We start from the raw sequence: 25,481 nt of genomic DNA, 5'->3' as shown, positions 1-25,481 counted from the left end.
AATATAGGAAGAAGGCAAAGGCCAGCAAAGACTCTTTCATAGACAAAAGAAAAAGGCTATTTAGTACGAACTAAATAGCCATAAAAACGCAAAGTGACATCTCTTAGAAGATGACTCTTATGTTTGTTGCTGGATTTGTTCTAAAAATAATCCTAACATCTTTTGAAAAAGCTGTCAATAGTGGAGACTTCCGGCCACCCAACCGGTACAGAGGGCAGAAGTAATGTTAAAGCCTCCTGTATGGGCATTGATATCCAGGACCTCTCCAGCAAAATGAAGACCGGGGACCAACTTACTTTCTAAGGTCTTGGGATTGATTTCCTTGAGGCTGACGCCACCTTTGGTTACAAAGGATTTGGCCAAGGACATCTTCCCTGTTACAGGGATTGGGAGTTCCTTTATTTTCGCTAGTACGGCATCGATTTCTTTAGGAGAGAGTTGCTTCACCTTTTCGGGAAAATCCTGGGCAAAGAATTCCGCCAGGCGTTCTGGCAGATAGGCCTTCAGAACATTCTTTAGAGATTTTTCCCGGTTTTCCTCTAGGATTGCTGAGAGTTCTTCCTTAGAATAGTGAGGGAGACTGTCTAGTGTTAGGATCTCTCCTCCTTTGACAAAGCTTGACATGCGAAGGGCGGCCGGGCCAGACAGGCCAAAGTGGGTAAAGAGGAGGTCATGGGTAATGTGGTGTTTGCCATAGTGGAGGGTCACATCATCTAAGGAAATCCCTTGAAGGGCCTTGTGGGGGAAATCTGTCAGGAGCGGGCTTTCAGCAGCTTCTAGTTCTGTAATAGTGTGGTGGAAGTGACGGGCGATATCGTGGCCAAAGCCGGTAGAGCCCGTCGAAGGGTAGGACTTTCCACCAGTTGTCACAATCAAGCGATCTGCCGTCCAGGTCTCGTCTTTTGATTTGATGACGAATTGTCCATCGATTTTCTTCACAGAGGTTACCTCTACCTGGCAGCGGACTTGACCGCCAAGCTCGGCAATCTTATCTGTCAGGGCTTGAATAATCGTTTGGGAACGATCTGAAGCTGGAAAGACACGACCATGGTCTTCGACCTTGAGCTTGATCCCGTTTTCTGTGAAGAAGCGGATGATATCATGATTGTCAAATTGAGAAAAGACACTGTAAAGGAAACGTCCGTTTCCTGGAATGCCTGCTAGGAGATCGTCCAGGCTTCCATTGTTGGTCACATTGCACCGGCCTCCACCAGTCCCAGCTAGTTTTTTCCCTAGTTTGCGGTTCTTTTCCAAGAGGAGGGTTGCTTGCCCGTAGAAGGCGCTGGAGATGGTGGCCATCATACCAGCAGGTCCTCCTCCAATGACAATGGTATCGTAGTGGTTCATAAGGTCTCCTTTTTCTTGTCTCGTTTTATTTCCAGTTCATTGTAACATAAAAAATGGACCCTGTCCCCAGGCTCCACTTTTTATGAGTTAATTGTCTTCGTCTGGATTTTGACGGAGGTGGATGGAATAACGCTTAGGTGGGTAAATGCCGATTTCAGGACCCCAGCGTGGGAAGAGCTGATTGGTTTTTTTCCCAGCAGCGTACTTGGCTTCTGCCGCCATTTCCCAGAGCTCTTCGTAGAGATCGCCGAGCAAGAAGTCGAGCTCTTGATAATAGAGGTCTGGCTTTCCGTAGTCACTAAGGCTTAGTTCCATCAAACCATAGACTTGTAGCTTATGGTCCATGAGTCTACGTCCGTCCACCTTGTTAGAGTGAACGATAATGCGTCCGAAGGGATCATTTCTTCGGATGCGTTCGAGCTCTTTGTAGGCGTTGATTCCAGAATTTCCTTGACAGGAGAAGAAGTAAATGTTTTTCAAGTCATAGTCAATATAGGAGATATTTCCATTATAGACCAGCTTGACTGGTAGATTACGAACCCGTTTTTTCTCTAGATAGTTGTTAATATGTTCGACCAACATCTTAGAGGGATAATTGTATTCAATGACATAGATCATAGTTTCTTTCCTTTGCTATTGAGTAAATAACTGAGCTATCTTTCAGTTACGAATAGTATACAAGCTTTTGAAGTCAGATAGGGGGAAAAATCTATTTGGTTCATTTTTGAAGCTATTTGGTTCATTTTAGAGGAGCAAAGGAGAAAAAGTTGCTAAAGGAATACGAAGAAAATGGGGAAGTGGGGAGAAGAAGGGCATATTTTTTTGAAAATGCAAAAAAATTTACCGAAACCTTCCATTTGTGCTATAATCAAGGGGAAGTGACGTCATGGAAAGAAGGGTATCATGAGTTTAGAACAGTTAGAGCGGAAATCGCTCCAAGAAATCAATCAATCCGTCAAGGTTCCCAAGGGAACTTCTTTTTGGAGGACCTTATTATTGTTTTCAGGTCCGGGGAGCCTAGTAGCAGTGGGCTACATGGATCCTGGGAACTGGATCACCAGCGTTGTTGGAGGGGCTCACTATCGTTACTTGCTCTTGTCGGTGGTTCTCTTGTCTTCCTTGATTGCCATGCAATTGCAACAGATGGCTGGGAAACTAGGGATTGTCCATCGGAAAGATTTGGCCCAGACAACAGCGACGCATTTGCCCAAGTGGCTCCGCTATATGCTCTGGATAGTGATTGAATTAGCCTTGATGGCGACAGATTTAGCAGAAGTCATTGGTTCAGGGATTGCACTCCATTTGCTGTTCGGATGGCCCTTGCTCTTTTCTATTTTGGTCACCATCCTGGATGTCTTCCTCCTCCTTGGACTCATGCACTTAGGTTTTCGTAAGATTGAGGCTATTGTCTCCACCTTGATTTTGACCATTCTGGGGATTTTTATCTACCTTGTGGTCCTATCAAAACCAGATATAGGTGGCATTTTTGCTGGCTTTCTTCCTCAGAAGGAAATCGTAGGCATCGGTCTTCCCAAGGGATCACAAGCCTTGACGCTGGCCTTGGGGATAATTGGTGCAACCGTCATGCCTCATAATCTCTATTTGCATTCCTCCATTTCACAGACACGCAAGGTCGATTATGAGGATCCTGCAGATGTTCGTCGGGCTGTGCGCTTCATGACCTGGGACTCCAATATTGAATTGACTCTGGCTTTTGTTGTCAACTCACTCTTGCTGATTCTCGGAGCGGCCCTCTTTTTTGGACACGCAGAAGAAATTGGAGCCTTCTCTAGTATGTATGATGCCTTGCAAAACAATGCCATTGCAGGAGCTATTGCAAGTCCTTTTCTGTCCACTTTGTTTGCTGTTGCTTTGTTAGCAAGTGGTCAGAATTCAACAATTACAGGCACTTTGACGGGACAAATTGTCATGGAAGGTTTCCTTAAATTCCGTCTTCCTCAATGGCTAGTCCGCCTCTTTACACGGATGTTGGCCCTCACTCCTGTCCTGATTGTCGCCTTTCTCTTTGGAGACCAGGAAAGTGTTCTAGATGATTTGTTGGTCTATTCTCAAGTCTTCTTGTCTCTGGCTCTACCATTTTCAATTTTTCCCTTGGTTTACTTTACCTCCAATAAAAAAATCATGGGAGAATTTGTCAATGCAAAATGGAATACCTACTTAGCTTACGGAGTCGCTACTCTTCTGACTCTTTTAAACGTCCAACTCATTGTGACGACGCTCTTTAAATAAAAAATCAGCTTTGTCGGATGGGGAAAACATGCTATAATAGAAGGGAAGTTCCCATCTAGCTAGAAAATGGGCAGAAGTGGGTAGTAAAAATTAAGAAACAGGGCCTAAACCCTTGATACGAAAGGAATCTAGAAAATCTTATGATGAATATGCAAAATATGATGAAGCAAGCACAAAAGCTTCAGAAACAAATGGAACAAAGTCAGGCAGAATTGGCGGCTTCTCAATTTGTTGGCAAGTCTGCTCAGGACTTGGTTGTCGCTACCTTGACAGGTGATAAAAAGGTGGTATCCATCGAATTTAACCCGGTAGTCGTGGACCCAGAAGATACAGAAACTCTTTCTGATATGACTGTTCAAGCTATCAATGCGGCCATCGAAGAAATTGATGCAGCAACCAAGAAAAAATTGGGAGCTTTTGCTGGTAAATTCCCATTCTAAGCATACAGAGAAAACCTCTATCGATGATAGAGGTTTTTTAGTCGTTAAAAAAATTGGAGAGGTCCAATCCACCAAAAGGAGAGGTAGAAAAGGATTCTTGTTCGGTTAGGAGTTGTCGGGCCCGGTCTGATTCGAGAAAGGCTTCATAAACAAGTGCAGTCATCCGGGCATCTTCTAGACTATTATGCGATTTTCCTGCTACTCCTAAAAACTGAGCAACTGTATGGAGCTGCAAGTTTTTAATCCCATGGAGGTCAGAAGGCCGGCGTTTAGAAGCTTCCTCAAAGACATCAACAGCATATTGGTCTGTGAACTCTAGCCCGTTTTCCGCTAGGATAGGGAGGTCACTCTTGATGGCATTGTATCCAATGAGGGGACTATCTGCAACAAAATCTCGGAACTCCGCTAGGACTTGCTCGAGTGGGGGAGCTTGGAGGATTTTATCAGATGTGATCCCGGTGAGGCCATTGATAAAGCTCTTTAGTGGTTTATCCGTATAGGCATAAGAATCGTAGTGGGCAACTTCTTGGCCATCTGCAAAGCGGACAGCAGAAACTTGGATAATGTGGTGCTTTCCTTCAAATTGATTAAATTCTAAATCAAAGGAGACATAGTGGCTTAATTCTTTCAAGGGAACTCCTTCATCTAATGTTTTTTTTGGATTTTCTAATTATTGAGGGGAGGCAAAGGCATAGAAAAAACTGACCGAAGTCAGTTTTTAGCGACCAAAGACGCGTCTCCAGAAGCCTTTACTCTCTTGTTCTTGAACCTTTTCATTGGCTTGATCTAATTCCAATTTCAATGTTTCGCGGTCATTCATAGCCTGAAGGGTTAGCTGTTGTTGTTGGTCGAGCTGTTTGTCTTTTTCAGCGATCTGAACATCTTTGACACGCAACTGCTCATCCTTTTTAGCTAATTGCTCATCTTTGGATTTTAGCTGGTCGTCTTTTGCTTTTAGTTGTTCGTAGAGACGAACAATCTCAGCATTTTTTTCATCTACCAAAATTTCCATCAATTCACGCTGTTTCACATCATCGCTGACTGGTTCGTCTTCAAAGATGGTTTTTTTGTAGATCTCTTCTAGCTTGATCAAGCCACTACGGGTTACGACGGTAACTCCCTTATCATTTTTTTCTGTATCTTCAGGATCTAGGGCCTTGACACGGTTGTTGACCGCTTGGCGACTAACTCCTAGAATTTCAGCAATTTCGCTGACTGTTTTTTCGATAGCCATAATATCCTCTAAACTCTTTTTCTATGAAATACTCTCTTAGATATTATCATAAGTAGGCAAGGCTGTCAAATCAAGCAAGGGAAGGGACGACAAGGAAAAAGCATGAAATTCCTTAATCCATCTTAGGAAGGGTTAAGCTCGAGTTGGCCAGATCAATAGTGAGTTGGTAGTCCGTTTGGTCGCGAACAGTGATCTCGAAGTCGGTTGTATAAAGGACGAGACGAAGAGTGGTCCCTTTCTCCAGTTTGTAGATGGTTGGTTGGAGTTCAAAGTCGAATTCCATCCATTCTCCTGGTGTTACGGGCTCAACCTCTAAGAGGTCATGACGGTTTTGGAGGTTAAGACACCCCTTTGTAATCACTCGTTGGCCGGCTTCCTTAAATGGCAATTCAGTCAAGTTGTCCAGCATATGGTAACGACCGTTATCCAGTGTACGGACGGATAGGACAGCTGGATAGGGTTGGAGATATTTCTTGCTTCCTAGCTCCATGAGTTGGACTGAGAGCAAGCCCTTGTCAGTGCTAGATTGGAGCCGCAGGTGAAGGTGAGCTTTTCCGTTGAGGTGTAGGTCTTCTGCAATCGGAAGATCGATGGTCACTTGTTGCGCCTTATCCTGGTAGAGGTCCGTTAGGAAAGTTGGATAGGCCTTGCCATAGCGCTCATAGTCTTCTGTCGCATAGCGGTTTTGGATAACTTTCTCACCATCTCCGAGCGAGAAGGTGCGCTGGGCTGTTTGATTGCCAAAGTCTTCCAAGGAGGTCCAACTTTGCTCTCCTGTATTGTCCTGCCAGATGACGGTTGGCAATTCATAACTTGAATCATAGCCCAGTAATTTTTTAGAAAGGAGGGCGTTCATGCTCTCACGGAAGTCAATGGACTGCCAGTTGTTGAGATAGACATGGGCACCATTGTGGTAGAAGAGGTGTTTCTTGATGTTGGCTGGAAGGGCTTGGAACATTTGGTATACATGGAGGGGCTTCACGTTCCAGTCTTGGGAACCATGGGTGAAGACGACCTCTGCCTTGACTTTGTCTGCCTGAAGGAGATAGTTGCGGTCATGCCAGAATTGGTTGTAGTCCCCTGTTTTGCGATCTATTTGCTCTTTAAGCCGTTCCAAATCCGCTAGATGGGCTGCATGGTGGCGGAGATAGTCTCCAGCCCGAAGGGCGCGTGAATAGGTCAACTCAGCGAGTGAATCAAAATCCTCTCCAGGATAGCCACCAGGACTCGTCACGAGTCCGTTTTCCCGATAGTAGTTGTACCAAGAGGAGATACCGGCTTCAGCAATGATGACTTCTAGGCCATCGACACCTGTGGTAGCCAGTCCATTGGACATGGTCCCTAGGTAGGACAAGCCTGTCGTAGCAACTTTGCCGTTGGACCAATCGGCCTTGATTTGGCGTTGGCGACTGTGGTCTGTGAAGGCACGACAGCGTCCGTTGAGCCAGTCGATGACATTTTTATAGGCCTCGATTTGACGGTAATCCCCGTTGGTCATCAAGCCTTGGGAATCCTTGGTTCCAAGACCGGAGACGTAGAGATTGGCAAAGCCACGAGCGAGCAGGTAGTCATTGAGAGTATAACTGCTGTTGATATGAGTGAGGGTTTCTTCAGCCTCAGAGACTAGTTGAGCTGAACCGACAGGATCCACCAATTCTAATTGAGGTTCTTCTACTTGAATGGTATGAGGTTCTTTGACCTCGAGGTCCACATTCATATTATAGAGTGCCTTGTCACTAGCCTTGTCATTGGTTCCTTGGTGATAAGGGCTTGCAGTCATGACGGCTGGGATTTTTCCTTCATAGCGAGGGCGAATAATATTGACCTTGACCAAATCTGGAAGGCCATCTTGGTCGCTATCAATCCGACTTTCCACATAGACCACCTCACGAATCACATTATGGCAGTTAAAGGTAGCTAGACTTTTTCCGTTGAAAAAGTGGTAGCGATTGTCTTCAGGAATCAAGCCATCGCTGACCAACTGCTCAATTAGTAAATTCCCTTTGACTGTTCGAGTATTGAGGAGGTGGTAGAGGTTTTCTACCAAGTTTCCATACTCAATCGGAAATTGGACTTCTTTCAAGAAGCTATCCGTATCTTCAAAATCAATAAAATAGCGGAAACCGAGTAATTGGAGGGCTACTGTGTAAAAAATGTTCGGAGACCATTCGCAGTCAGATTGGATATACGTTAAAAAGTCTGTTTTAGAATCCACCACTAGGTTAGAGAGGGGATAATCTGTATCTTTATAGGTGAAGTAAACCTTGCGGACAAACCATTCAAACAGTTCTTTTTCTGGGAGGTGGGTGGGAAGGTCAAACCCAATTTCTTTTAGTTCCTTAAGAATGTCTTTTTGGTCAACAGATAGATAGCTATATTGATTGTATTTCATAGACTGCTCCTTTTATCAGTTTCTTTGTTCTTTACTTTTTATATTATACTTGATAAAATAGTATTTGTCTAAAGACCTTTCGTCTATAAGGAGAAGGAATATTGAAAAAAATATCTTTTGAACAAGTTGCAAGAAGACGGACCTTATTGTTTGGGGTTCTTGCCGTCATTTTTGGGATTCTCATTTTTCGAAACGGCGTTGGTTTCACCAAATTTTCCTTGGATCTATTAGCCATTTACTTTTTAGTTGATGGACTAGGAAGCTTTCTTCTTCGCTTTTTGTTACGTAGCAAGTCTATTTCCTATAGCCACTCTATTTGGTTTATTTTTCTTTCACTTGCGTTGATCTGGTTGAATCGACTGAGTAGTCTGCCCGTAAACTTAGTTGTGATTTGTTTAGGGGCATATCAGTTGGGGAGTGCCATTGTCTATGGGATCACATTTTGGCTTTATAAGGCCAATCGGGTAAAAGGAGGCTGGTTCTATTTATGGGATGCGCTTTTAAACGGTGGGCTTGGTCTAGCAACTGTCTTGGAACCTGGTTCAGATGGGCACTTCCAATTTATCCTCTTGGGGGCTTATCTGGTCTTGTTGGGGATTTCTAATATTCGAGATGGTATTTTATTTGACAAAGACCAACAAGGCCAAGAGTTAAAACGTCGCTTTCGTATTAGCCTACCGGTTATCTTTGCAGCCTTTATCCCTGCTAAGGAGTTAAAACGGTTTAACCAGTTTCTTCAAAAAGGGAGCTCGGCGGGACACACAGGCCCTTATCGATTGGTGAAAAAAGAAGAAGAGGCAAGGGAATTAGAAATTTTGGTTCATACTTCTGACAGCAACTTATTTGGAGCGATTGGGCATGTAGATATTTGTTATCAGGGGAAGGTCATTTCTTACGGAAGTTACGATCCCTTTTCAGAGCGTCTATTTGGGACGATTGGGGATGGCGTACTGTTTAAAGTGGATAAGGAACCATACATCGAACTATGTAAAAAAGAGAGTCAAAAGACGCTGTTTGGCTACAGCCTATCCCTTACCGAAGAAGATAATCAGGCAGTAGAGAAGCGTCTAGCTGAAATTGATCAGTTGTTAGAACCTTGGGATCCACCTAGGAGGTTACTGGAAGACGGTCAGCCGACCTACGCTTACAAATTGAAATATGATTTAGGGGCTGAGCTATATAAATTTACTTCTTCGCGTTTTAAATCTTACTTTGTTCTGTCTACTAATTGCTGCCTGTTAGCAGATTCCATTGTGGGACAGGCGGGAACGGCTGTATTAGATGTGCGTGGAGTGATTGCACCAGGGACCTATCAGGATTACTTAGAATACGAATTTGAAGCTCCAAACGGGCGGGTCCATACACGAACAGTATATTAAGTAAAGAAAGACAGATTCAAAATTTTGAGAAATCTGTCTTTTTTGCACAAGATTTCTTGTAAAAAAAAAGAAAATCTTTTAAAATATAAAAGACTTGGAGGAATTATGTGCATAAATAAGATTAGTAGTATTTCACCCGTATTAAAAACAAACAATCGAAATGTCAATCAAGAATTTTTTGAAAAGGTCTTAGGAATGAAAACCCTGTTGGAAGATGGGGCTTTATTATCCCTTGGAGATCAATCGAAGACAGACCGCCTCTATTTAGAGGAATCCCCTAGTATGAGAACCCGTAAGGTTGAGGGACCAAAACGCTTGGCTTGCTTAAAGATTCGCGTGACCAACCCGCAAGAAATTGAGTGGCTTCTGGCTCGTGGTCATCAAGTTGATCGCCTCTTCAGAGGGGAAAATGGCTATGCCTTTGAAGCTCTTTCGCCAGAAGGAGATCGTATCTTGCTCCATGCGGAAGAGCAAGTGGACAGTTTAACTGAAATTGAGGAAGTTCCAGATTTTCAAGCGAATGAAGAGTTTACAACCTTGACGGAGTTTTTCGTAGAAAAGATAGTTCTTCGTGTACCTAATGTAGAGACTTCTACAGCTTTCTATCAACAACTACCTGGCTTAGAAGAGTATTTAGACTTAGAAGCATCAGATGGTCCGGACCTCACACTAGCTAATGGACAGACTTGGGACCTTTGTCAGGTCAAGGTCATTCTAGAGCCATTTGTAGCAAGTGAAGTGGCCTCTTGCTTTGGAGATCAGGTGACTTTTGTACCAAAAAGGCAACAATTTGTCTTGGTTGAGGATCCAAGCAAGATTGAATGGTGGTTCGAAGCCTAAGCAAGTCTTTGGCTGATTGAAATGAGTGAAGAAAAATGGAAAAAATCATCCAAAAAATTCAAGAGCAAATAGGAGCAGGCATCTACCCAGGTGCCTCTCTTGCGCTCTATCAGAAAGGAAGCTGGCAGGAGTATTACTTGGGACTAGCTGATCCAGACAAGCAAGAGCCAGTTATTCCTGGCTTGACCTATGATTTAGCCAGTGTGAGTAAGGTCGTCGGAGTTGGAACGGTTCTTGCTTTTCTGGTCCGACAAGGGCAAATTGATATCGATCGTCCCTTAGCTTCTCACTATCCGGATATGGAGCAGGCAGAGGTGACCATCCGTCAGCTTTTAACCCATACTTCTGGGCTGGATCCTTTCATCCCTAGACGAGATGACTTGGATGCTGAGGGCTTAAAAGAAGCCCTGCACCGTTTGAAGCTCAAGGACAATCGCCAGTTCCACTATACAGATGTCAATTTTCTTTTGTTGGGCTTTCTTCTGGAGAAGTGGTATGGTCAGGATTTGGCCCAGATTTTTCAGGAGCAAGTCTTTGCACCTTGGCAAATGAAGGAGACTACTTTTGGCCCGGTTTCTCAAGCGGTGCCAACCCTTCGTGGCGTTCCAGCTGGTGTCGTCCATGATCCGAAAGCGCGTGTACTGGGAGTCCATGCCGGAAGTGCAGGTCTGTTTTCGACCATTAGAGATATGGAAATTTTCCTGGAGCATTACTTACAGGATCCTTTTGCAGAGATTTTATCGCAGAACTATGCTTTAGAAAAAGGGAAGATGCGCTCTCTGGCCTGGAATCTGGAAGGAGACTGGTTGGACCATACAGGTTATACAGGAACCTTCCTTCTCTATAATCGCAAGCTCCAATTGGCAGCTATTTTCCTATCCAATCGGACCTATGAAAAAGATGAGCGGGCCCAATGGATCCTGGATCGGAATCAACTCATGGAGCTCATCAAAAGAGAAATGGAAGGAACCGGAAAAAATCCTTCCTAAGACGGAGAAAGAAGCGTGGTTTAGCCATCGCTTTTTTTCTTTTTTTATATTAAAATGGAAGGAGAGAGGATTGTATTAAGCAATCTATAGCAGAAAGAACGAAGATAACTGAGAGACATATGACTAGATCGATAGGTGTCGGACAAGCACATAGCAAGATTATTTTAATAGGAGAGCATGCGGTTGTTTATGGCTATCCAGCCATTGCCTTGCCCCTCCTTAACATTCAGGTCACTTGTCAGATTGTACCTGCGGAGCGTCCGTGGGTCCTTTTTGAGAATGATAGCTTATCTATGGCCGTTTACGCTTCTTTAGAGCATTTGGGGATTGAGGAGGCGGCTATCGCTTGCCGGATTGACTCCATGATTCCGTCCCAGCGGGGGATGGGGTCCTCGGCTGCTGTCAGTATTGCGGCAATTCGAGCAGTCTTTGATTACTTTGGGCGAGATTTGAGTCAAGAGACTTTGGAAATCTTGGTTAATCGAGCGGAAATGATTGCCCATGTGAATCCAAGTGGGCTGGATGCCAAGACCTGTCTCAGCGATCAGCCGATTAAATTCATTCGAAATGTCGGCTTCAGTGAATTAGAGGTTAATTTGGGTGCCAAGCTGGTCATTGCAGATACAGGTATCCATGGCCATACCAAAGAAGCCATTCAGAAGGTCAAGGAGTTGGGAACAGCAGCCCTCGCTAGTTTCCATGAAATTGGACTTCTAACTGAGTACGCAGAAAAAGCTCTTGCTCAAAAAGATGCTTTCACCTTGGGACGCATCTTAACAGACTGCCATCATCATTTGCAAGCAGTGGGAGTGAGTTGTCCAGAAGCGGATCAATTGGTGGAACTAGCCTTAGGGAGTGGAGCCTTGGGAGCCAAGATGAGTGGTGGTGGGCTCGGTGGCTGTATCATTGCCCTTGCTGCAGACCAGGAACAAGCAGAGATGATCGCAAAAGAACTAAGAAATAAAGGAGTGGAGGAGTTATGGATCGAAAACCTGTAAGCGTGAAATCGTATGCCAATATCGCCATTATTAAGTATTGGGGCAAGGAAAACAGTGAAGCAATGGTGCCATCAACTAGTTCCATTTCCTTGACCTTGGAAAATATGTATACGGAGACTCGACTTAGTCCTTTGGGGCCTGAAGCCAAGTCCCATGCCTTCTTTATTGATGGGGTCTTCCAGAATGAAGCGGAGCAGGCCAAGATTGGAGCAGTCATCGACCGCTTTAAACCAGAAGGGGAAACAGGCTTTGTGCGGGTTGACACCAGCAACAACATGCCGACAGCTGCAGGGCTTTCTTCTAGTTCCAGTGGTTTATCTGCCTTGGTAAAAGCCTGCAATCGCTATTACCAACTGGGGATGACGCAGGCAGAACAAGCTCAAGCGGCTAAGTTTGCCTCCGGTTCGTCTTCTCGTTCTTTCTTTGGTCCTCTAGCGGCTTGGGACAAGGATACTGGAGCAATCTACCAGGTGGAAACGGACCTCAAACTGGCGATGATTATGTTGGTGTTAAACGACCAACAAAAGATTCTTTCCAGTCGGGAAGGGATGAAGCGGTGCACGGAAACCTCTAGCAATTTCCAAGAATGGATCCGCCAGTCAGCTCAAGATTACCAAGATATGCTGGCTTACCTGAAGGACAATGACTTTGAAAAAGTAGGGGAATTGACCGAACGAAATGCTCTTCTCATGCATTCTACAACCAAGACTGCTAGCCCAGCCTTCTCCTATTTGACGGAACAGAGCTATGAGGCCATGGATTTCGTGCGCTCTCTTCGTAACGAAGGGAAACGTTGCTACTTCACCATGGATGCAGGACCGAATGTAAAAGTCCTCTGTCTAGAAGAGGATCTGGATCAGTTGGTTCCATTTTTTGAACAAGACTACCGTATCATTGTTTCTAAGACCAAGGATCTATCCCATGAAGAATAAGAAAGCAGTTCGAGCAGGTGGGAAGTTGTATATCGCTGGGGAATATTCTATCTTAACCCCGGGACAAACAGCCATTATTCAGTTTATTCCCATTTACATGCAGGCAGAAATCCAACCGTCATCTACTTATCGGATTCAGTCGGACATGTTTTCCTTTGCGGTTGATTTGACTCCGCAGGCGGACTATGCCCTAATCCAAGAAACCGTGCATCTGATGAACACCTACCTCCAGTCGCAAGGAGTGGCACTTGCTCCCTTTGATTTAAGTATTGAGGGGAAATTTGAGCGAGAGGGTAAGAAATTCGGAATTGGCTCTAGTGGCAGTGTGGTCTTGTTGACCCTCAAAGCCATGGCAGCTCTTTATGATTTTCCCCTGTCAGCAGATTTGCTCTTTCGTTTGGCCTGTTTGGTCTTGATTCAGCGTGGTGACAATGGGTCCATGGGAGACCTAGCTTGTATTGCCTATGAAGGCTTGGTTAGCTACCGCTCTTTTGACAGACGGGCGCTGGCTGATCAATTACAAGATCAGGATCTGGACCAGGTCTTAGCCCTTGATTGGGGATATGAAATCCGGCCTCTTGCCCCTCAGTTGTCCTATACTTTTTTAGTGGGTTGGACCCAAGAACCTGCTATTTCAAGGGACTTGATTAACCAGGTTCGTTCAGCTATTGATCCTGTCTTCTTAGAGGGGACGGAGCAGGCTGTACAAGACCTCTTAGTGGCCTTTCAAGAAGCAGACCGAGACTTAGCCTGGTCCTCTATCGGTCGGGCTAGTGACTTACTTCTATCTCTTAATGAGGTAATTTATACCAAAAAACTAGCCCAATTAAAGAGGGCAGAAGAGGGGTTAAAGGTCATTGCAAAATCCAGTGGCGCTGGAGGAGGAGATTGTGGAATCGCCCTCGCATTTGAGGAGGCTGCTGCCCAAGAAATCGTCAGACGCTGGCAAGAAGCAGGGATTGATTTATTATATTCAGAAAGGATGGGAGAGTATGACGACCAACCGAAAGGATGAACATATTCGTTTGGCCTTGGAGCAGACTCCAGGTTACAATAGCTTTGATGAGGTTGAGTTGATTCATTCCTCTTTACCAAGTATTGATTTAGATCAGGTCGATTTGACAACTCATTTTACGGGTCGTGATTGGGACTACCCTTTTTATATCAATGCCATGACAGGTGGCAGTGCCAAGGGGGGAGAAATCAATCGGAAGTTGGCCCAGGTGGCAGAAGCCTGTGGTATTCTCTTTGTGACAGGTTCTTATAGTGCAGCTTTGAAGGATCCTCAGGATAGCTCCTATCGAGTCAAGGACCTTCATCCGGACCTACTCTTTGCGACCAATATCGGGATTGACAAACCGCTTGAATTGGGCATACAGACGATTGAAGAGACCCAGCCCCTCTTTCTCCAACTCCATGTCAACCTCATGCAGGAGCTTCTCATGCCCGAAGGGGAACGAAGCTTTAGAAACTGGCAAGGCCATTTAGCAGGTTATGCAAAGCAACTTCCAGTGCCCTTGGTGCTAAAAGAGGTCGGTTTTGGTATGGATGCCGGAACTATCCAAAGAGCTATCGAACTAGGTGTCAGGACAGTTGATATTTCTGGTAGAGGTGGGACCAGTTTTGCCTATATCGAAAACCGTCGGGGAGGCAATCGCTCCTATCTCAATGACTGGGGACAAACAACGGTCCAAGCCCTACTTGGGGCTCAACCACTGATGGATCAGGTCGAGGTTCTCGCCTCTGGTGGCGTTCGTCATCCCTTGGATATGATCAAGGCACTGGTTCTAGGAGCCAAGGGGGTCGGTCTTTCTCGGACCATTTTAGAATTGGTAGAGACAAAGCCGATTGACGAGGCCATCGCCCAAGTCAATGCTTGGAAAGAGGATTTACGCCTGATTATGTGTGCCCTTTCTTGTCAGACAATTGCCGATTTAAGAAAGGTTCCCTATATTCTTTACGGACGAGTAAAAGAAGGACACGAACAAATCTCTTCCATCCATGATTAACTTGAAGAAACTAGCAAAAATCCCTCCGTTTACACGGAAGGATTTTTTACTTACTTTGACGAATTTCCTCTAAAACAGCTTGGGCTTTTTCCAGGTTAAAGGGTTTGTCCTCTAGCAATGCTTGCACCACCGGAGCCACCTCTGACGGAGTAGCTCCAGCAAGTAGGGCGAGTGACTTAGCCTGGAGTTTCATATGCCCATGTTGAATACCGGTGCTGACCAAGGCCTTAAGCGCTGCAAAGTTTTGAGCTAGGCCAACGGATACAATAATCCGTGCAAGAGTCTGGGCGTCAGGATTTCCAAGTAGTTCATGAGCCACTTGAACACTTGGATTGAGTCCGATGGAGCCTCCCTTGGTAGCGATAGGCATGGGAAGGGTCAGCTGACCTTCTAGGACTTGCTGTTCTGGATGATCCATCCAGTTAGATAGTCCTAGAGCTTGTCCGGATCGACTGGCATAGGTATGGCCACCTGCTTCAATCGCCCGCCAGTCATTTCCAGTTGCTAAGACGACAGCATCGATGCCATTGAAAATTCCCTTGTTGTGAGTCGCTGCTCGATAAGGATCAACAGCCGCTAATTGACTGGCCAGAGCTATTTTCTGAGCAATTTCGGCAGCTTCCTTGGGATCACGACTGAGAAAGCGGTAGTCTATGTGACACCTTGCAGTGACGAGGGCATCTGTTGCTAGGTTGGACAAAATAGCCATTAAGCCTTGGCCCCCGGATAACTCTTCTAAAGGGTCGACCAGAGCTTCCAACATGGTGTTGAGCATGTTAGCCCCCATGGCTTCTTTTGGATCAACGGATAGGTAGCAAATGAGAAAGTCACCTTTCACCTCTGTCCAGAGATCTCGTGCCCCACCTCCCCGTTTAACGATGGAAGGATAGGCTTGATTGGCCAGTTGGAGCAGTTCTTCTTTAGCTTCTGTAATCGCCTGACTGGCCTTTTCTTTATTGCTGACATCATAGAGAGCCACTTGCCCAATCATTTGACGCTTGTGAACCTGGGTCTGAAACCCACCTGAACGCTTGATCAACCCTGCAGCATAAGAAGCAGCAGCAATGACAGAGGGTTCTTCCGTCACCATTGGGACCTGAATTTCCTGATCATCTATCTGGAAGCCAGGAGCTATACCAAAGGGCAAGGCTAAGGTGCCGAGGACATTTTCGACCATTTCATTGGCAAGAGAAAGGGGCAATGTGTCATTGTCCCTTACTGTTTGTAGTCCTTCTTCTGAAAGGAGTCCGGCCTGAGCCAGTTTCTCGATACGCTCTGCTGGACTTGCTTTTGAAAAACCAGTTAATTTAACCATGGTGTTCTACCTTTACATAGGTTCGTTGGTGTTCGTTGATTTCTGATAAGGCAAAGGTTTGATCTTGGTAACTTTGGAAGGTTTGATTGCCTTCACCATCTAATTCTGCCTCTTCGAAGAAGATCTTCTCATATTCGGCAATCGTAAGAGCTTTTCGCTGATCCAATTCTGCCATACGATTTGGATGGAGCATTTGCTCATATCCTTCGACTAAGTGAGCACTAAAAATCTCAGCGACTGCGCCACTTCCATATCCATAGAGGGCGATCCGGTCGCCAGCCACTAGTTGAGGCTGATTCTCTAAGAGAGAAAGCAAACCTAGGAAGAGGGAACCCGTATAGATATTCCCAACCTTTTGGCTGTAGAGAATGGACTGTTCAAAATTGTATTGCAATTGGGCTTGTTTCTCAGGAGAAAGACTCTTATCAAGAATCTTTTTTAAGCCCTTAAGAGCAAGCTTGGGATAAGGTAGGTGGAAGCAGATCGCATCAAAATCATCCAAGGTTAAGCCAGTTCGTTTTTGATACTCTGTCCAAGTTGTTTTCAGGCAATCCAAGTACTGTTGGGTCGAATAAATCCCATTGACAAAGGGAGTGCTGGAATAGTTAGGACGCCAGAAATCCATGACGTCACGGGTCTGAGCTACATTATCATCATTAAAGGCTAGGATACGTGGGTTCTGCGTCACTAGCATAGCGACAGATCCAGCTCCTTGAGTCGGTTCTCCAGGGGTGTCGATCCCATATTTTGCAATATCGCTGGCAATGACCAAGACCTTGCTCTGTGGGAACTTTTCAACATGAAGTTTAGCATAGTCCAAAGCGGCCGTTGCAGCATAGCAGGCTTCCTTCATTTCAAAGCTCCGAGCAAAGGGTTGGATTCCTAGGAGACCGTGAACGAAAACAGCAGCAGCCTTACTCTGGTCAATTCCTGACTCAGTCGCCAAGATGACCATATCGATTTCTTCTTTTTCTTCTTCGGTTAAAATACTATGGCTGGCACTTGCTCCAAGTGTGACGATATCCTCTGTAATAGGGGCAATACTCAGTTCTTTCAATAAAAGCCCTTTACTGAGTTTTTCTGGATCTGTATTTCGAGCAGCCGCAAGCTCACTTAAGCGCAAGACATACTGGCTGGTCGCAAATCCAATCTTATCAATACCGATTGTCATAAATAACCTCTTTTAATTTGATATCTACTAGTATATTTCGTTACTATTTTACCATATTTGAGAGCAAAACTCCCTTGAAAAAGCCAGAACAGTATGGAAATCATTCTTAGGACCGAGTTGGACAAGGGGATTTTTTGAAAAAAAGAGGACGAAAAACAAAAGAGAGTGGGACAGAAATCGGTAATTCGTTAGAATTCGATTTCGTCGTCCCACCTCCGCACAGTTGAGTAGGGCTGTAAAAGCTGATGAAATCAGCGTAGTAGAGCCCACTCAACCACTGCGTCTTGCTCGACAATCCAAAAACAATTGAGAGGCTAGGACTTTTGTCCCAGCCTTTTCAACTCTTATGCTTGCTTATCTTTCTTAGGGTTACTCATAACCCGTATGAAGAGTTCTTTGCATTTGTCTCTTAGAACATTTTCGTAGAAGACGATTAAAGCGATGTACACAATCAGAAAGTTCAAGGTCAGATAGAACAAGTCAAATGAATTACGGGCATAGATAGTCGCTGATTGATAGGAGGGGAGGGCTCCTAGGATCATCCAAGGAAGATACTTGATATACTTGTTTAGCATCATACAGCACCTCGCATACTTTAAAGGATTTGTTTTTTCACTATCATTGTACTCCTTTTAAATAAAAATGCAAGCGATTACATAGATAAGTTTTGAAAAACCAATGCTAGTTGGCATTGGTCATTTTTCTTTTTTGATGGCGTTGATAAGAATGGTAGAGTTTCAAGACGACAGACCCGCTAGCCATCCCGATAGAGATGACCAAGGCTAGAATAACCACCAAGGTTACGCTGGTCATGGCTTGCCGATATTGGCCGCTAACAAAGAAGGAGGTGGTCCGATAGGAAATATATCCAGGAACCAAGGGAGCAAGAATAGCCAGCATAAAGACAACGACAGGTGTCTTATAGATAATACTTAAAATTTGACTGATACAAGAACCCACAATCGCTGCAATAAACGTCGCGACAATAACATTGGTAGGTCCTTTCAAGATATAGTAGAGCAACCAGATAGCCATTCCTAGAACTCCTCCAGGGACTAACATCGAGCGTTGCACGTTGAGGACGATTAAAAAAGTGATGATGGCAATCAAACTAGCCACCGCTTGGATTAAAAATTCGATTAGATTCATGATTCTATTTCATAAGGACAAGAGCGACGGTCGTTCCGGCACCAAGGGCAAGAGTAATGAGCAGGGTCTCAAAGAGTTTACTCATCCCAGAGTTGAGGTGGTTGTTCATCAGATCCCTGACGGCATTGGTCATGGCAATCCCAGGAACGAAAGGCATGACACAACCGGCAATAATGAGATCAGTATTGGAAGGAAAACCACTATATTGAGACCAAATATGGGCCAAAAAGCCAAAGACAAAGGCTGCTGCAAAAGCAGTGGCAAAAGGGATGCGCACGTATTTCTCAACTACTAGAGAGAAAGCAAAGGCAAAGACGGTCGCAATACCTGCTCCAATCGCATCATAAAAATTCCCGCCAAACATAATAGAGAAAAAAGGGGCACTAAGAGTAGCCGCGATGGTTAACTGCAGATTGGTATAAGGGACTGCTTTCTGTTTCAATTGGCTCAAGGCTTGGTAGGCTTCTTCGAGATTGATGTGCCCAGAGACTAATTGGCGAGAAATCTGATTGACATCACAGACCTTCTCGATATTGTAATTGGTCCGCAGGATCCGCTTCATCCGCGTGATATTGGCATTTTCGATTGAAAAGAAAATAGCGACTGGCATCGCTAAGGCATTGCAATCATCGATTCCTTGAGAATGAGCAATCCGGATCATGGTATCCTCCACTCGATGGATTTCAGAACCACTCTCTAAAAGGAGGGTTCCTGCCAACATGAGGACATCAATCACGCGGTCCATATCTTTAGACGCTTCCATTGTTCTTCCTGTTCTGTTAATAGATTGCTTCCATTATATCAAAATTTCACTGATTTGTACTAGTGTTACCACGGATTTAGTCAAGACAGGACAAGAAAAAACCAGCCGTTTCCGACTGGTTTGAAAAATCTATTTGAATCTTAGCTCAATGCATCATCCATAGAAAGAACTTCGTGGAAGACACGTTGTGTCAATTCAGTTTTTTGTTCTGGAGTGAGGTATTTAGTGTTTACACAGTATCCAGAGATACGAACGATAACATCTTCACCGCTCATGATCTTTTCGTAAACGTCTGACAAGTCCATAACGTTCAAGTTAACGTGTTGTCCACCGTTTTCGAAGTATCCATCAAGGATAGTTACCAAGTTGTCTACTTGTTCGTCACGAGTTTTACCAAGAGCACGTGGTGATACTTGAGTTGTCAATGAGATACCGTCAGCTGCGTAACCAAAGTCAAGGCTAGCAAGTGAGTTCAAGTTTTGCAACCATCCACCTTTCGCTTTGTTAGATGGGTTAGCACCTGGTGAGAAGAATTCTAATTTGCTTGTGTTCACAGAACCATCTTCGTTGAGGAATACCCCTTTGTGGACTGGTGAGTTACCAGTTTGTTTAGAGTAAGCAACGTTAGAAGTGATAGTCAAAAGTGAAACTGTAGCTTCAGCGTTCTTGTAAAGTTTGTGGCTGCGAAGACGAGTAGTGTAAGCTTCGATCAACCATTCTGCCAATTCGTTAGAACGTGGGTCATCTTCACCCCAACGTGGGTATTCACCGATTGTTTCGTAATCGTAGATGTAGCCATCTTCGTCACGGATTGGTTTAACAGTAGCGTATTTGATTGCTGACAAAGTATCAACAGTGTTAGCGAATCCACAGATACCGAATCCCATGTTTGCGCGTTGGTGAGTTGGCAAGAAGGCCATTTGAACAGCTTCGTAGTTGTACTTATCAGTCATGTAGTGGATGATGTTCAAAGCATCTACGTAAGTGTCAGTCAACCAGTCAAGTGATTTTTCGAAGTTTGCTTTAACAGATTCGAATTCAAGAACTTCGTCACGGATAGGATCGATGTCAAATACTTTGTAGTCTTTATGAACGTCGTCGTAACCACCGTTCAAACCAGTAAGAAGAGCTTTAAGCACGTTTACACGAGCACCGAAGTACTGGATGTTGTGGCGTTGTTCTTCATTTTCTGGGTCAAGTGGAGATACACAACATGAGATACAGCTCATTTCACCGTATCCGTCTTTAGCCATAGTAGTTACACCTTCGTATTGGATAGAAGAGTGTTTGTGGCTCATATGCATACAGTAGCGACGGAAGCTGTATGGCAATTTGTCAGTCCAAAGAACTGTCAAGTTTGGTTCTGGAGAGTTACCGATGTTGTCCAAAGTGTTCAAGAAACGGAAGTCCATCTTCGTAACACGGTGACGTCCGTCGTTACCCATACCAGCCATAGAAGTTGTGATGAAGGTTGGGTCACCTGAGTACAATTGGTCGTAAGCTTTTGTACGAGCAAATTTAACAGTACGCAATTTCATAACGAAATCATCAACGAATTCTTGGATTTCAGACTCAGTGTAAGTACCACGAGCCAAGTCACGTTCAGCGTAGATGTCCAAAACGATTGGCACACGTCCAAGAGAAGTAGCAGCACCGTTGATCACACGGCAGACAGCCATGAAGGCGATGTTTGTCCATTGGATTGCTTCTTTTGTATCGAAGGCAGGACGACGTACGTCTACACCATAAAGGTCACCCAATTTAACAACTTCTTGAAGTGCTTGGTATTGAAGGTTTACTTCTTCACGAAGACGGATTGATTCTTCATCGATTTCAGTGATCGCATTCCAGTCGTTTGCTTTTTCAGCCATCAAGTAGTCAGCTCCGTAAAGGGCCAAACGAGCATAAACCCCGATGATACGTCCGCGAGAGTATGCATCTGGAAGACCAGTTACTGTGTGAGCGTGACGTGCACGACGGATGTTTGTAGTATAAGCACGGAAGATACCGTCGTTAACTGTTGTTACATATTTAGTGAAGATTTCATGCACAGCTGGATCTGGCTCATATCCATTTTCTTTCAAAGTAGTTTCCGCCATACGGATACCACCACGAGGCATGAAGTTCAATTTGAACAATTCATCGTTTTGGATACCGAAGATCACTTCGTTTTCTTTGTCGATGTATCCAGCTGCGATATCAGCGATAGAAGTTGGACGAGTATCGTATGGGAAACGAGTTTCTTCGTAGTGTGCTTTTGTTTCTTCAACAATCTTCTTGATGTGAAGAGAACGTTCAGTTGGTCCAGCTAGGAAGCTTTCGTCTCCATCATAAGGAGTGTAGTTAGCTTGTACAAAGCGTGAGACGCTGGCTCTTTCTTTCCAGTCTTCCCCTTGGAAGCCTTCCCAGGCTTTGTCAAAAATGTCTTGTGCTTCAACAACTGTTTTAACAACCATGTTTAAATCCTCTTATATCTTTCTAGCAACAAATCTGTTGCACTTACAATAGTAGTATACCACATAGAAATCGGTTTCACAAAGGGAATAGCAAAAAGATTTTGGATTCTTTTATAATACAGAACAGCACAGATGAATAAACTGTATTATATTTTTGTCTTGAGGAAAGTGAAAATTAGTAGGAAAAAATCGGTGATAGGGATATAATGAAAGAGGAGGTTGCCCATGCTCATATTTCCTTTAGTAAATGATACGAGTCGTAAGATCATTCATATCGATATGGATGCCTTTTTTGCGTCCGTTGAAGAGCGCGACCATCCAGAATTGAAGGGAAAGCCTGTCATCATTGGTCATGATCCCCGTTTGTCTGGTGGAAGAGGAGTGGTATCGACTTGCAATTACGAAGCCAGAAAATACGGGGTCCATTCGGCTATGAGTTCCAAAGAGGCCTATGAACGGTGTCCTCAGGCAGTGTTCATCCCTGGCAACTACGAGAAGTACCAGGCTGTTGGTCTCCAAGTCAGAGAAATATTTAAACGCTACACCGATCTGATTGAGCCCATGAGCATTGATGAAGCCTATCTGGATGTGACCAACAATAAGCTTGGTCTTCAGTCTGCTGTCAAGGTAGCTCGCTTGATTCAGCATGATATTTGGAATGAATTGCATTTGACTGCTTCTGCCGGAGTTTCCTACAATAAGTTTCTTGCAAAAATTGCCAGTGATTACCAGAAGCCTCGAGGACTAACCGTTATTTTACCCGAGCAAGCTCAAGATTTTTTAAGTCAGCTAGATGTAGCTAAGTTTCATGGTGTGGGAAAACGGACAGTGGAGCGGCTTCATGATTTGGGAATTTATACAGGTGCAGATCTCTTAGAAGTGCCGGAAATGACTCTCATCGATCACTTCGGTCGCTTTGGTTTTGATCTTTATCGAAAGGCTCGGGGGATCCATAACAGTCCTGTCAAGAGCAATCGTATTCGCAAGTCCATTGGGAAGGAACGCACCTACCGAAAATTGCTGGTGGCCGAGGATGATGTGCTAAAAGAATTAGCCAACCTATCTGAAAAGGTAGCGAACAGTTTGGCCAAGCATCAGAAAATTGGTAAGACCTTGGTGCTCAAGATTCGTTATGCCGATTTTACGACCTTGACCAAGAGACGAAGTTTAGAGGAAGCAACCAGAGACCCTAAAGTCATTCAGAGACTGGCCCAGGAGCTCTACCAGAGCCTAGAAAGTAACTCCTCAGGTATTCGCCTTTTAGGGGTGACCCTCACTAATTTTTCTTCCGAGTCTCGGGAAACCCATGAAGGATCTCTAATAGAAGAAACCCCGTAGGTATACTTGACCTACGGGGAATTTTTAGCTAGTTTTTGAAGAATTCTTGAATTTCTTCCTCTGTGAGGCCAATCATGGGATTAATGCTTAAGTAGTTGTCCTCTGTTAATCGATAGCCTTGTTGAGAGGCTGGGGAAGCAGGTGAGTCAGAGTGGTTTTCAACTGAGAGGGGCTCCCTTTGGGGCTCTGTTTTTTTTATGGGCTCTTCCAGGTGGACAGGGCTCTGTGAGGCAGAGTCTCTACCTTGAGGGGTTCCATCCGAAAAACGCTCAATCAGATAGGTTTTGCGAGCAGTTCCAGTATTCTTTGTCGCAAAGTTAAATGCAGTGTATTCTCCTAGGAGAATGAGCTTGCTTTTGGAGCGGGTGATGGCTGTGTAGATCAGATTACGTTGGAGCATGCGCCGATTCTGATTGGTCAAGGGAAGGATGACAACAGGGAATTCACTCCCTTGAGACTTATGGATACTCATGGCATAGGCTAAACGAATCTTGTACCATTCATTGCGGGGGTAGACCAATTCATTGCCATCAAATTGGATGGTGAGTTCATCTTGCTTGGATTCGGTATACTTAGCTGGCAAGAGGTCGGTGATGTAGCCAATATCACCGTTAAAGACATTGCTTTCGGCATCGTTGACCAGGTGGATGACCTTGTCACCATTTCGATACTGGCAGTCCAGTGCTTGAAAGAATAGAGCATCCGTTTCTAATGGATTGAGAAGCTCTTGCATGAGACTGTTAATCTGGTCAATGCCTGCAGAACCTCGATACATCGGAGCGAGGACCTGGATGTCTCGAGCCGGAATACCGTTGCGAAGGGCAGCGCTGGTGATTTTTTCAATCATGGGAGCGATGAGCTCACTTGGCGCTTCAAAGTAGGAACGATCAGGTTTTTTCTCTGTGAAATCAGGAGGCAGTTGGCCTTTGCGAATCTGACTGGCTAGAGTGACGATGGTCGAATCCTCACTTTGACGGAAGATATGTTCCAGTTTGACTTGAGGGATGCTGGGAATCTGTAGGAGATCGGACAAGACTTGTCCAGGACTCACAGAAGGAAGCTGATCAGCATCACCAACAATTAAGAGTTTGGTATTGGAAGAGATATTGCTGAGAAGCTGATTGGCCAGCCAAGTATCCACCATAGAGAATTCATCGACAATGATAAAATCCGCATCAAGATAATCGTCCAAGTGACTCGTGTCGTCGTCTCCCGTCATTCCTAAGTGACGATGAATGGTGGCGCTCGGAAGGCCCGTCAGTTCACTCATTCGACGGGCTGCTCGACCAGTTGGAGCAGCTAAGAGGATTGGTAATTGAGATTTCTTGCGAAGGTCTAATTGGTGCAGGCGGGCATAGGTCCCGATGATCCCATTGATAACAGTTGTTTTCCCCGTTCCTGGTCCACCTGTAAGGACAAAGACTTTTTGCTGGATGGCTTCTTGGATAGCCTTCCGTTGGATGGGGTCGTAGTGAATGTGGAGTTCATCTTCAATGTCATCAATCGTTTGTTCGATTTTTTCTGGGTCGAAAGATTCTTGCTTTCCTTTTTCTAGCAGGCGACCGATATGGCTTCGGATCCCTTCTTCCGCAAAGAAGAGGCTGTTGTTGAAGATCTTGGTGTCAATATTTTGCACCTTGTCTTCTTCGATGAGACTGGCCAATTCTTGGGCGACGCTGGCTGGATCGAGCTCGACTGGACGAGATGCTTCTAAGAGTTGGATGGTGGCTTGGAGCAATTCTTTGGCTTCAACGTAGGTGTCCCCTGTTTCTAAGGAGAGGGTTAAAAGACTATGAACCAGTCCAGCTCGAAAGCGTTCAGGTGCATCACTGGCAATCCCTAATTCTTCTGCTAATTGGTCAGCAATTTTAAAGCCCATGCCTTGAATATCTTCGACCAGTTGATAAGGAGCCGATTCGACGATTTGCAAGGTTTCTTCCTTGTAGAAATCTTGGATTTGGAAGGCTAGTTTATTGGGGATGCCATAGTTAGCAAGTTGGGCGAGGACCCGTTCCGTACCATAGTTGAGCTGTAGTTTTTCGACAAAGGCCTCGCGATTCTTTTTAGAAAGTCCGGAGATAGAGGCCAGCTTTTCAGGTGCTTGAAGGATTTTATCAATAGTATCCTCACCATAGAGATCCATGATCTTTTGGGCGGTTTTGAGTCCAATTCCTTTAAAATGGTCGCTAGAAAAGTATTTAACCAAGCCTTTGCTAGTGGGTTTGGCTCGTTCATAGCGATTCATTTGCAACTGTTGGCCATATTTCGGATGATGGACCAGCTCTCCCCAGAAGGTATAATCTTCCCCTTCGACGATATCTGCCATCGTTCCAGTAACGATAATTTCAAAGTCATCATAGTCCTCTGCATCTGTATCATTGATATCCAACAATAAGATACGGAAAAAACTACTTTGATTTTCAAAAATGACCCGCTCAATGGTTCCTGAGAAATAGTATTCCATGCAGAGTTTCCTTTT

22 protein-coding genes are annotated in these 25,481 nt (G+C 44.7%); 10 read left to right on the top strand and 12 right to left on the bottom strand.

Going from position 1 to position 25,481, the window contains the following annotated elements:
• Positions 1–174: 174 nt before the first annotated feature.
• Positions 175–1,347 (bottom strand): BaiN/RdsA family NAD(P)/FAD-dependent oxidoreductase, encoded by a 1,173-nt coding sequence (locus tag QM873_RS01540; RefSeq protein ID WP_414278677.1) that lies wholly within the window; start codon positions 1,345–1,347, stop codon positions 175–177.
• Positions 1,348–1,434: 87 nt separating this feature from the next.
• A complete protein-coding gene (locus QM873_RS01535) occupies positions 1,435–1,965 on the bottom strand; it encodes a hypothetical protein (protein WP_006595548.1) in 531 nt (176 codons plus the stop codon).
• A gap of 285 nt (positions 1,966–2,250) precedes the next feature.
• Here QM873_RS01535 and QM873_RS01530 point away from each other — a divergent pair, with 285 nt between their 5' ends.
• The gene (locus tag QM873_RS01530; protein ID WP_156676975.1) at positions 2,251–3,597 is read left to right on the top strand and encodes an Nramp family divalent metal transporter; all 1,347 of its coding nucleotides are present in this window, start codon (positions 2,251–2,253) and stop codon (positions 3,595–3,597) included.
• Positions 3,598–3,737: 140 nt separating this feature from the next.
• Positions 3,738–4,037: a YbaB/EbfC family nucleoid-associated protein gene (locus QM873_RS01525; RefSeq protein ID WP_156676976.1), complete on the top strand. Its 300-nt coding sequence runs from the start codon at positions 3,738–3,740 to the stop codon at positions 4,035–4,037.
• 37 nt (positions 4,038–4,074) lie between these two features.
• Here QM873_RS01525 and QM873_RS01520 read toward each other — a convergent pair whose 3' ends face one another.
• The 3 genes from QM873_RS01520 to QM873_RS01510 form a co-directional block, all read right to left on the bottom strand.
• Positions 4,075–4,668, bottom strand: a complete 594-nt coding sequence (locus QM873_RS01520) for a 3'-5' exonuclease (RefSeq protein WP_238656735.1) — start codon at positions 4,666–4,668, stop codon at positions 4,075–4,077.
• Positions 4,669–4,755: 87 nt separating this feature from the next.
• Complete coding sequence (locus QM873_RS01515; RefSeq protein ID WP_048690819.1) at positions 4,756–5,271, bottom strand: DUF536 domain-containing protein; 516 nt, start codon at positions 5,269–5,271, stop codon at positions 4,756–4,758.
• A 112-nt stretch (positions 5,272–5,383) separates the two neighbouring features.
• Entirely contained in the window at positions 5,384–7,663 is a 2,280-nt protein-coding gene (locus QM873_RS01510; RefSeq protein ID WP_129269961.1) for a Xaa-Pro dipeptidyl-peptidase, read from the bottom strand.
• Between the two features lie 101 nt (positions 7,664–7,764).
• On the opposite strand from QM873_RS01510, the gene QM873_RS01505 reads away from it, so the two are divergent.
• The 7 genes from QM873_RS01505 (at position 7,765) to fni (ending at position 14,810) form a co-directional block, all read left to right on the top strand.
• A complete protein-coding gene (locus QM873_RS01505; RefSeq protein ID WP_414278676.1) occupies positions 7,765–9,042 on the top strand; it encodes a DUF308 domain-containing protein in 1,278 nt (425 codons plus the stop codon).
• A 105-nt stretch (positions 9,043–9,147) separates the two neighbouring features.
• Complete coding sequence (locus QM873_RS01500) at positions 9,148–9,882, top strand: CppA N-terminal domain-containing protein (protein WP_023024457.1); 735 nt, start codon at positions 9,148–9,150, stop codon at positions 9,880–9,882.
• Between the two features lie 35 nt (positions 9,883–9,917).
• Positions 9,918–10,871 (top strand): serine hydrolase domain-containing protein, encoded by a 954-nt coding sequence (locus QM873_RS01495; RefSeq protein ID WP_023027285.1) that lies wholly within the window; start codon positions 9,918–9,920, stop codon positions 10,869–10,871.
• A gap of 119 nt (positions 10,872–10,990) precedes the next feature.
• Positions 10,991–11,869 carry a mevalonate kinase gene (gene mvk, locus QM873_RS01490; RefSeq protein ID WP_125334968.1) on the top strand — a complete coding sequence of 293 codons (879 nt, stop codon included), beginning with the start codon at positions 10,991–10,993 and terminating at the stop codon, positions 11,867–11,869.
• Positions 11,851–12,801, top strand: coding sequence for a diphosphomevalonate decarboxylase (gene mvaD / locus QM873_RS01485; RefSeq protein ID WP_414278675.1), 951 nt, complete (start codon positions 11,851–11,853; stop codon positions 12,799–12,801). Before mvk ends, mvaD begins: the two co-directional genes overlap by 19 nt.
• Entirely contained in the window at positions 12,791–13,816 is a 1,026-nt protein-coding gene (locus tag QM873_RS01480; protein ID WP_414278674.1) for a phosphomevalonate kinase, read from the top strand. The genes mvaD and QM873_RS01480 overlap by 11 nt, the downstream gene beginning before the upstream one ends.
• A complete protein-coding gene (fni, locus tag QM873_RS01475) occupies positions 13,794–14,810 on the top strand; it encodes a type 2 isopentenyl-diphosphate Delta-isomerase (RefSeq protein WP_414278673.1) in 1,017 nt (338 codons plus the stop codon). The genes QM873_RS01480 and fni overlap by 23 nt, the downstream gene beginning before the upstream one ends.
• 46 nt (positions 14,811–14,856) lie before the next feature.
• On the opposite strand, the gene QM873_RS01470 is transcribed toward fni, so the two are convergent.
• The 6 genes from QM873_RS01470 to pflB form a co-directional block, all read right to left on the bottom strand.
• Positions 14,857–16,125 carry a hydroxymethylglutaryl-CoA reductase, degradative gene (locus tag QM873_RS01470; protein WP_125334964.1) on the bottom strand — a complete coding sequence of 423 codons (1,269 nt, stop codon included), beginning with the start codon at positions 16,123–16,125 and terminating at the stop codon, positions 14,857–14,859.
• The gene (locus tag QM873_RS01465; RefSeq protein WP_414278672.1) at positions 16,118–17,296 is read right to left on the bottom strand and encodes a hydroxymethylglutaryl-CoA synthase; all 1,179 of its coding nucleotides are present in this window, start codon (positions 17,294–17,296) and stop codon (positions 16,118–16,120) included. Before QM873_RS01465 ends, QM873_RS01470 begins: the two co-directional genes overlap by 8 nt.
• A 344-nt stretch (positions 17,297–17,640) precedes the next feature.
• Complete coding sequence (locus tag QM873_RS01460) at positions 17,641–17,871, bottom strand: hypothetical protein (RefSeq protein WP_023027278.1); 231 nt, start codon at positions 17,869–17,871, stop codon at positions 17,641–17,643.
• Between the two features lie 106 nt (positions 17,872–17,977).
• On the bottom strand, positions 17,978–18,445 hold the full coding sequence (locus QM873_RS01455; RefSeq protein WP_023027277.1) for a threonine/serine exporter family protein: 468 nt from the start codon (positions 18,443–18,445) through the stop codon (positions 17,978–17,980).
• Positions 18,446–18,449: 4 nt separating this feature from the next.
• On the bottom strand, positions 18,450–19,208 hold the full coding sequence (locus QM873_RS01450) for a threonine/serine exporter family protein (RefSeq protein WP_006595565.1): 759 nt from the start codon (positions 19,206–19,208) through the stop codon (positions 18,450–18,452).
• 140 nt (positions 19,209–19,348) lie between these two features.
• Positions 19,349–21,664 (bottom strand): formate C-acetyltransferase, encoded by a 2,316-nt coding sequence (pflB, locus tag QM873_RS01445; protein WP_023027276.1) that lies wholly within the window; start codon positions 21,662–21,664, stop codon positions 19,349–19,351.
• A 225-nt stretch (positions 21,665–21,889) separates the two neighbouring features.
• On the opposite strand from pflB, the gene dinB reads away from it, so the two are divergent.
• On the top strand, positions 21,890–23,002 hold the full coding sequence (gene dinB, locus QM873_RS01440; RefSeq protein ID WP_023027275.1) for a DNA polymerase IV: 1,113 nt from the start codon (positions 21,890–21,892) through the stop codon (positions 23,000–23,002).
• Positions 23,003–23,030: 28 nt separating this feature from the next.
• Here the strand turns inward: dinB and recD2 are convergent, their stop codons facing one another.
• The gene (recD2, locus tag QM873_RS01435) at positions 23,031–25,466 is read right to left on the bottom strand and encodes an SF1B family DNA helicase RecD2 (RefSeq protein ID WP_414278671.1); all 2,436 of its coding nucleotides are present in this window, start codon (positions 25,464–25,466) and stop codon (positions 23,031–23,033) included.
• Positions 25,467–25,481 lie beyond the last annotated feature (15 nt).

The sequence above is a fragment of the Streptococcus australis genome (assembly GCF_047463015.1).
Taxonomy (GTDB): domain Bacteria; phylum Bacillota; class Bacilli; order Lactobacillales; family Streptococcaceae; genus Streptococcus; species Streptococcus australis_F.
The sequence above is the reverse complement of the archived record's forward strand: the minus strand, read 5'-3'. Positions and strand labels throughout refer to the sequence as shown.

Bases quoted from the DNA above. Each gene is read 5' to 3' on its own strand.
- QM873_RS01540 (WP_414278677.1), bottom strand. From the start codon at position 1,347: ATGAACCACTACGATACCATTGTCATTGGAGGAGGACCTGCTGGTATG.
- QM873_RS01535 (WP_006595548.1), bottom strand. From the start codon at position 1,965: ATGATCTATGTCATTGAATACAATTATCCCTCTAAGATGTTGGTCGAA.
- QM873_RS01530 (WP_156676975.1), top strand. From the start codon at position 2,251: ATGAGTTTAGAACAGTTAGAGCGGAAATCGCTCCAAGAAATCAATCAA.
- QM873_RS01525 (WP_156676976.1), top strand. From the start codon at position 3,738: ATGATGAATATGCAAAATATGATGAAGCAAGCACAAAAGCTTCAGAAA.
- QM873_RS01515 (WP_048690819.1), bottom strand. From the start codon at position 5,271: ATGGCTATCGAAAAAACAGTCAGCGAAATTGCTGAAATTCTAGGAGTT.
- QM873_RS01510 (WP_129269961.1), bottom strand. From the start codon at position 7,663: ATGAAATACAATCAATATAGCTATCTATCTGTTGACCAAAAAGACATT.
- QM873_RS01500 (WP_023024457.1), top strand. From the start codon at position 9,148: ATGTGCATAAATAAGATTAGTAGTATTTCACCCGTATTAAAAACAAAC.
- QM873_RS01495 (WP_023027285.1), top strand. From the start codon at position 9,918: ATGGAAAAAATCATCCAAAAAATTCAAGAGCAAATAGGAGCAGGCATC.
- mvk (WP_125334968.1), top strand. From the start codon at position 10,991: ATGACTAGATCGATAGGTGTCGGACAAGCACATAGCAAGATTATTTTA.
- mvaD (WP_414278675.1), top strand. From the start codon at position 11,851: ATGGATCGAAAACCTGTAAGCGTGAAATCGTATGCCAATATCGCCATT.
- QM873_RS01480 (WP_414278674.1), top strand. From the start codon at position 12,791: ATGAAGAATAAGAAAGCAGTTCGAGCAGGTGGGAAGTTGTATATCGCT.
- fni (WP_414278673.1), top strand. From the start codon at position 13,794: ATGACGACCAACCGAAAGGATGAACATATTCGTTTGGCCTTGGAGCAG.
- QM873_RS01470 (WP_125334964.1), bottom strand. From the start codon at position 16,125: ATGGTTAAATTAACTGGTTTTTCAAAAGCAAGTCCAGCAGAGCGTATC.
- QM873_RS01465 (WP_414278672.1), bottom strand. From the start codon at position 17,296: ATGACAATCGGTATTGATAAGATTGGATTTGCGACCAGCCAGTATGTC.
- QM873_RS01460 (WP_023027278.1), bottom strand. From the start codon at position 17,871: ATGCTAAACAAGTATATCAAGTATCTTCCTTGGATGATCCTAGGAGCC.
- QM873_RS01455 (WP_023027277.1), bottom strand. From the start codon at position 18,445: ATGAATCTAATCGAATTTTTAATCCAAGCGGTGGCTAGTTTGATTGCC.
- QM873_RS01450 (WP_006595565.1), bottom strand. From the start codon at position 19,208: ATGGAAGCGTCTAAAGATATGGACCGCGTGATTGATGTCCTCATGTTG.
- pflB (WP_023027276.1), bottom strand. From the start codon at position 21,664: ATGGTTGTTAAAACAGTTGTTGAAGCACAAGACATTTTTGACAAAGCC.
- dinB (WP_023027275.1), top strand. From the start codon at position 21,890: ATGCTCATATTTCCTTTAGTAAATGATACGAGTCGTAAGATCATTCAT.
- recD2 (WP_414278671.1), bottom strand. From the start codon at position 25,466: ATGGAATACTATTTCTCAGGAACCATTGAGCGGGTCATTTTTGAAAAT.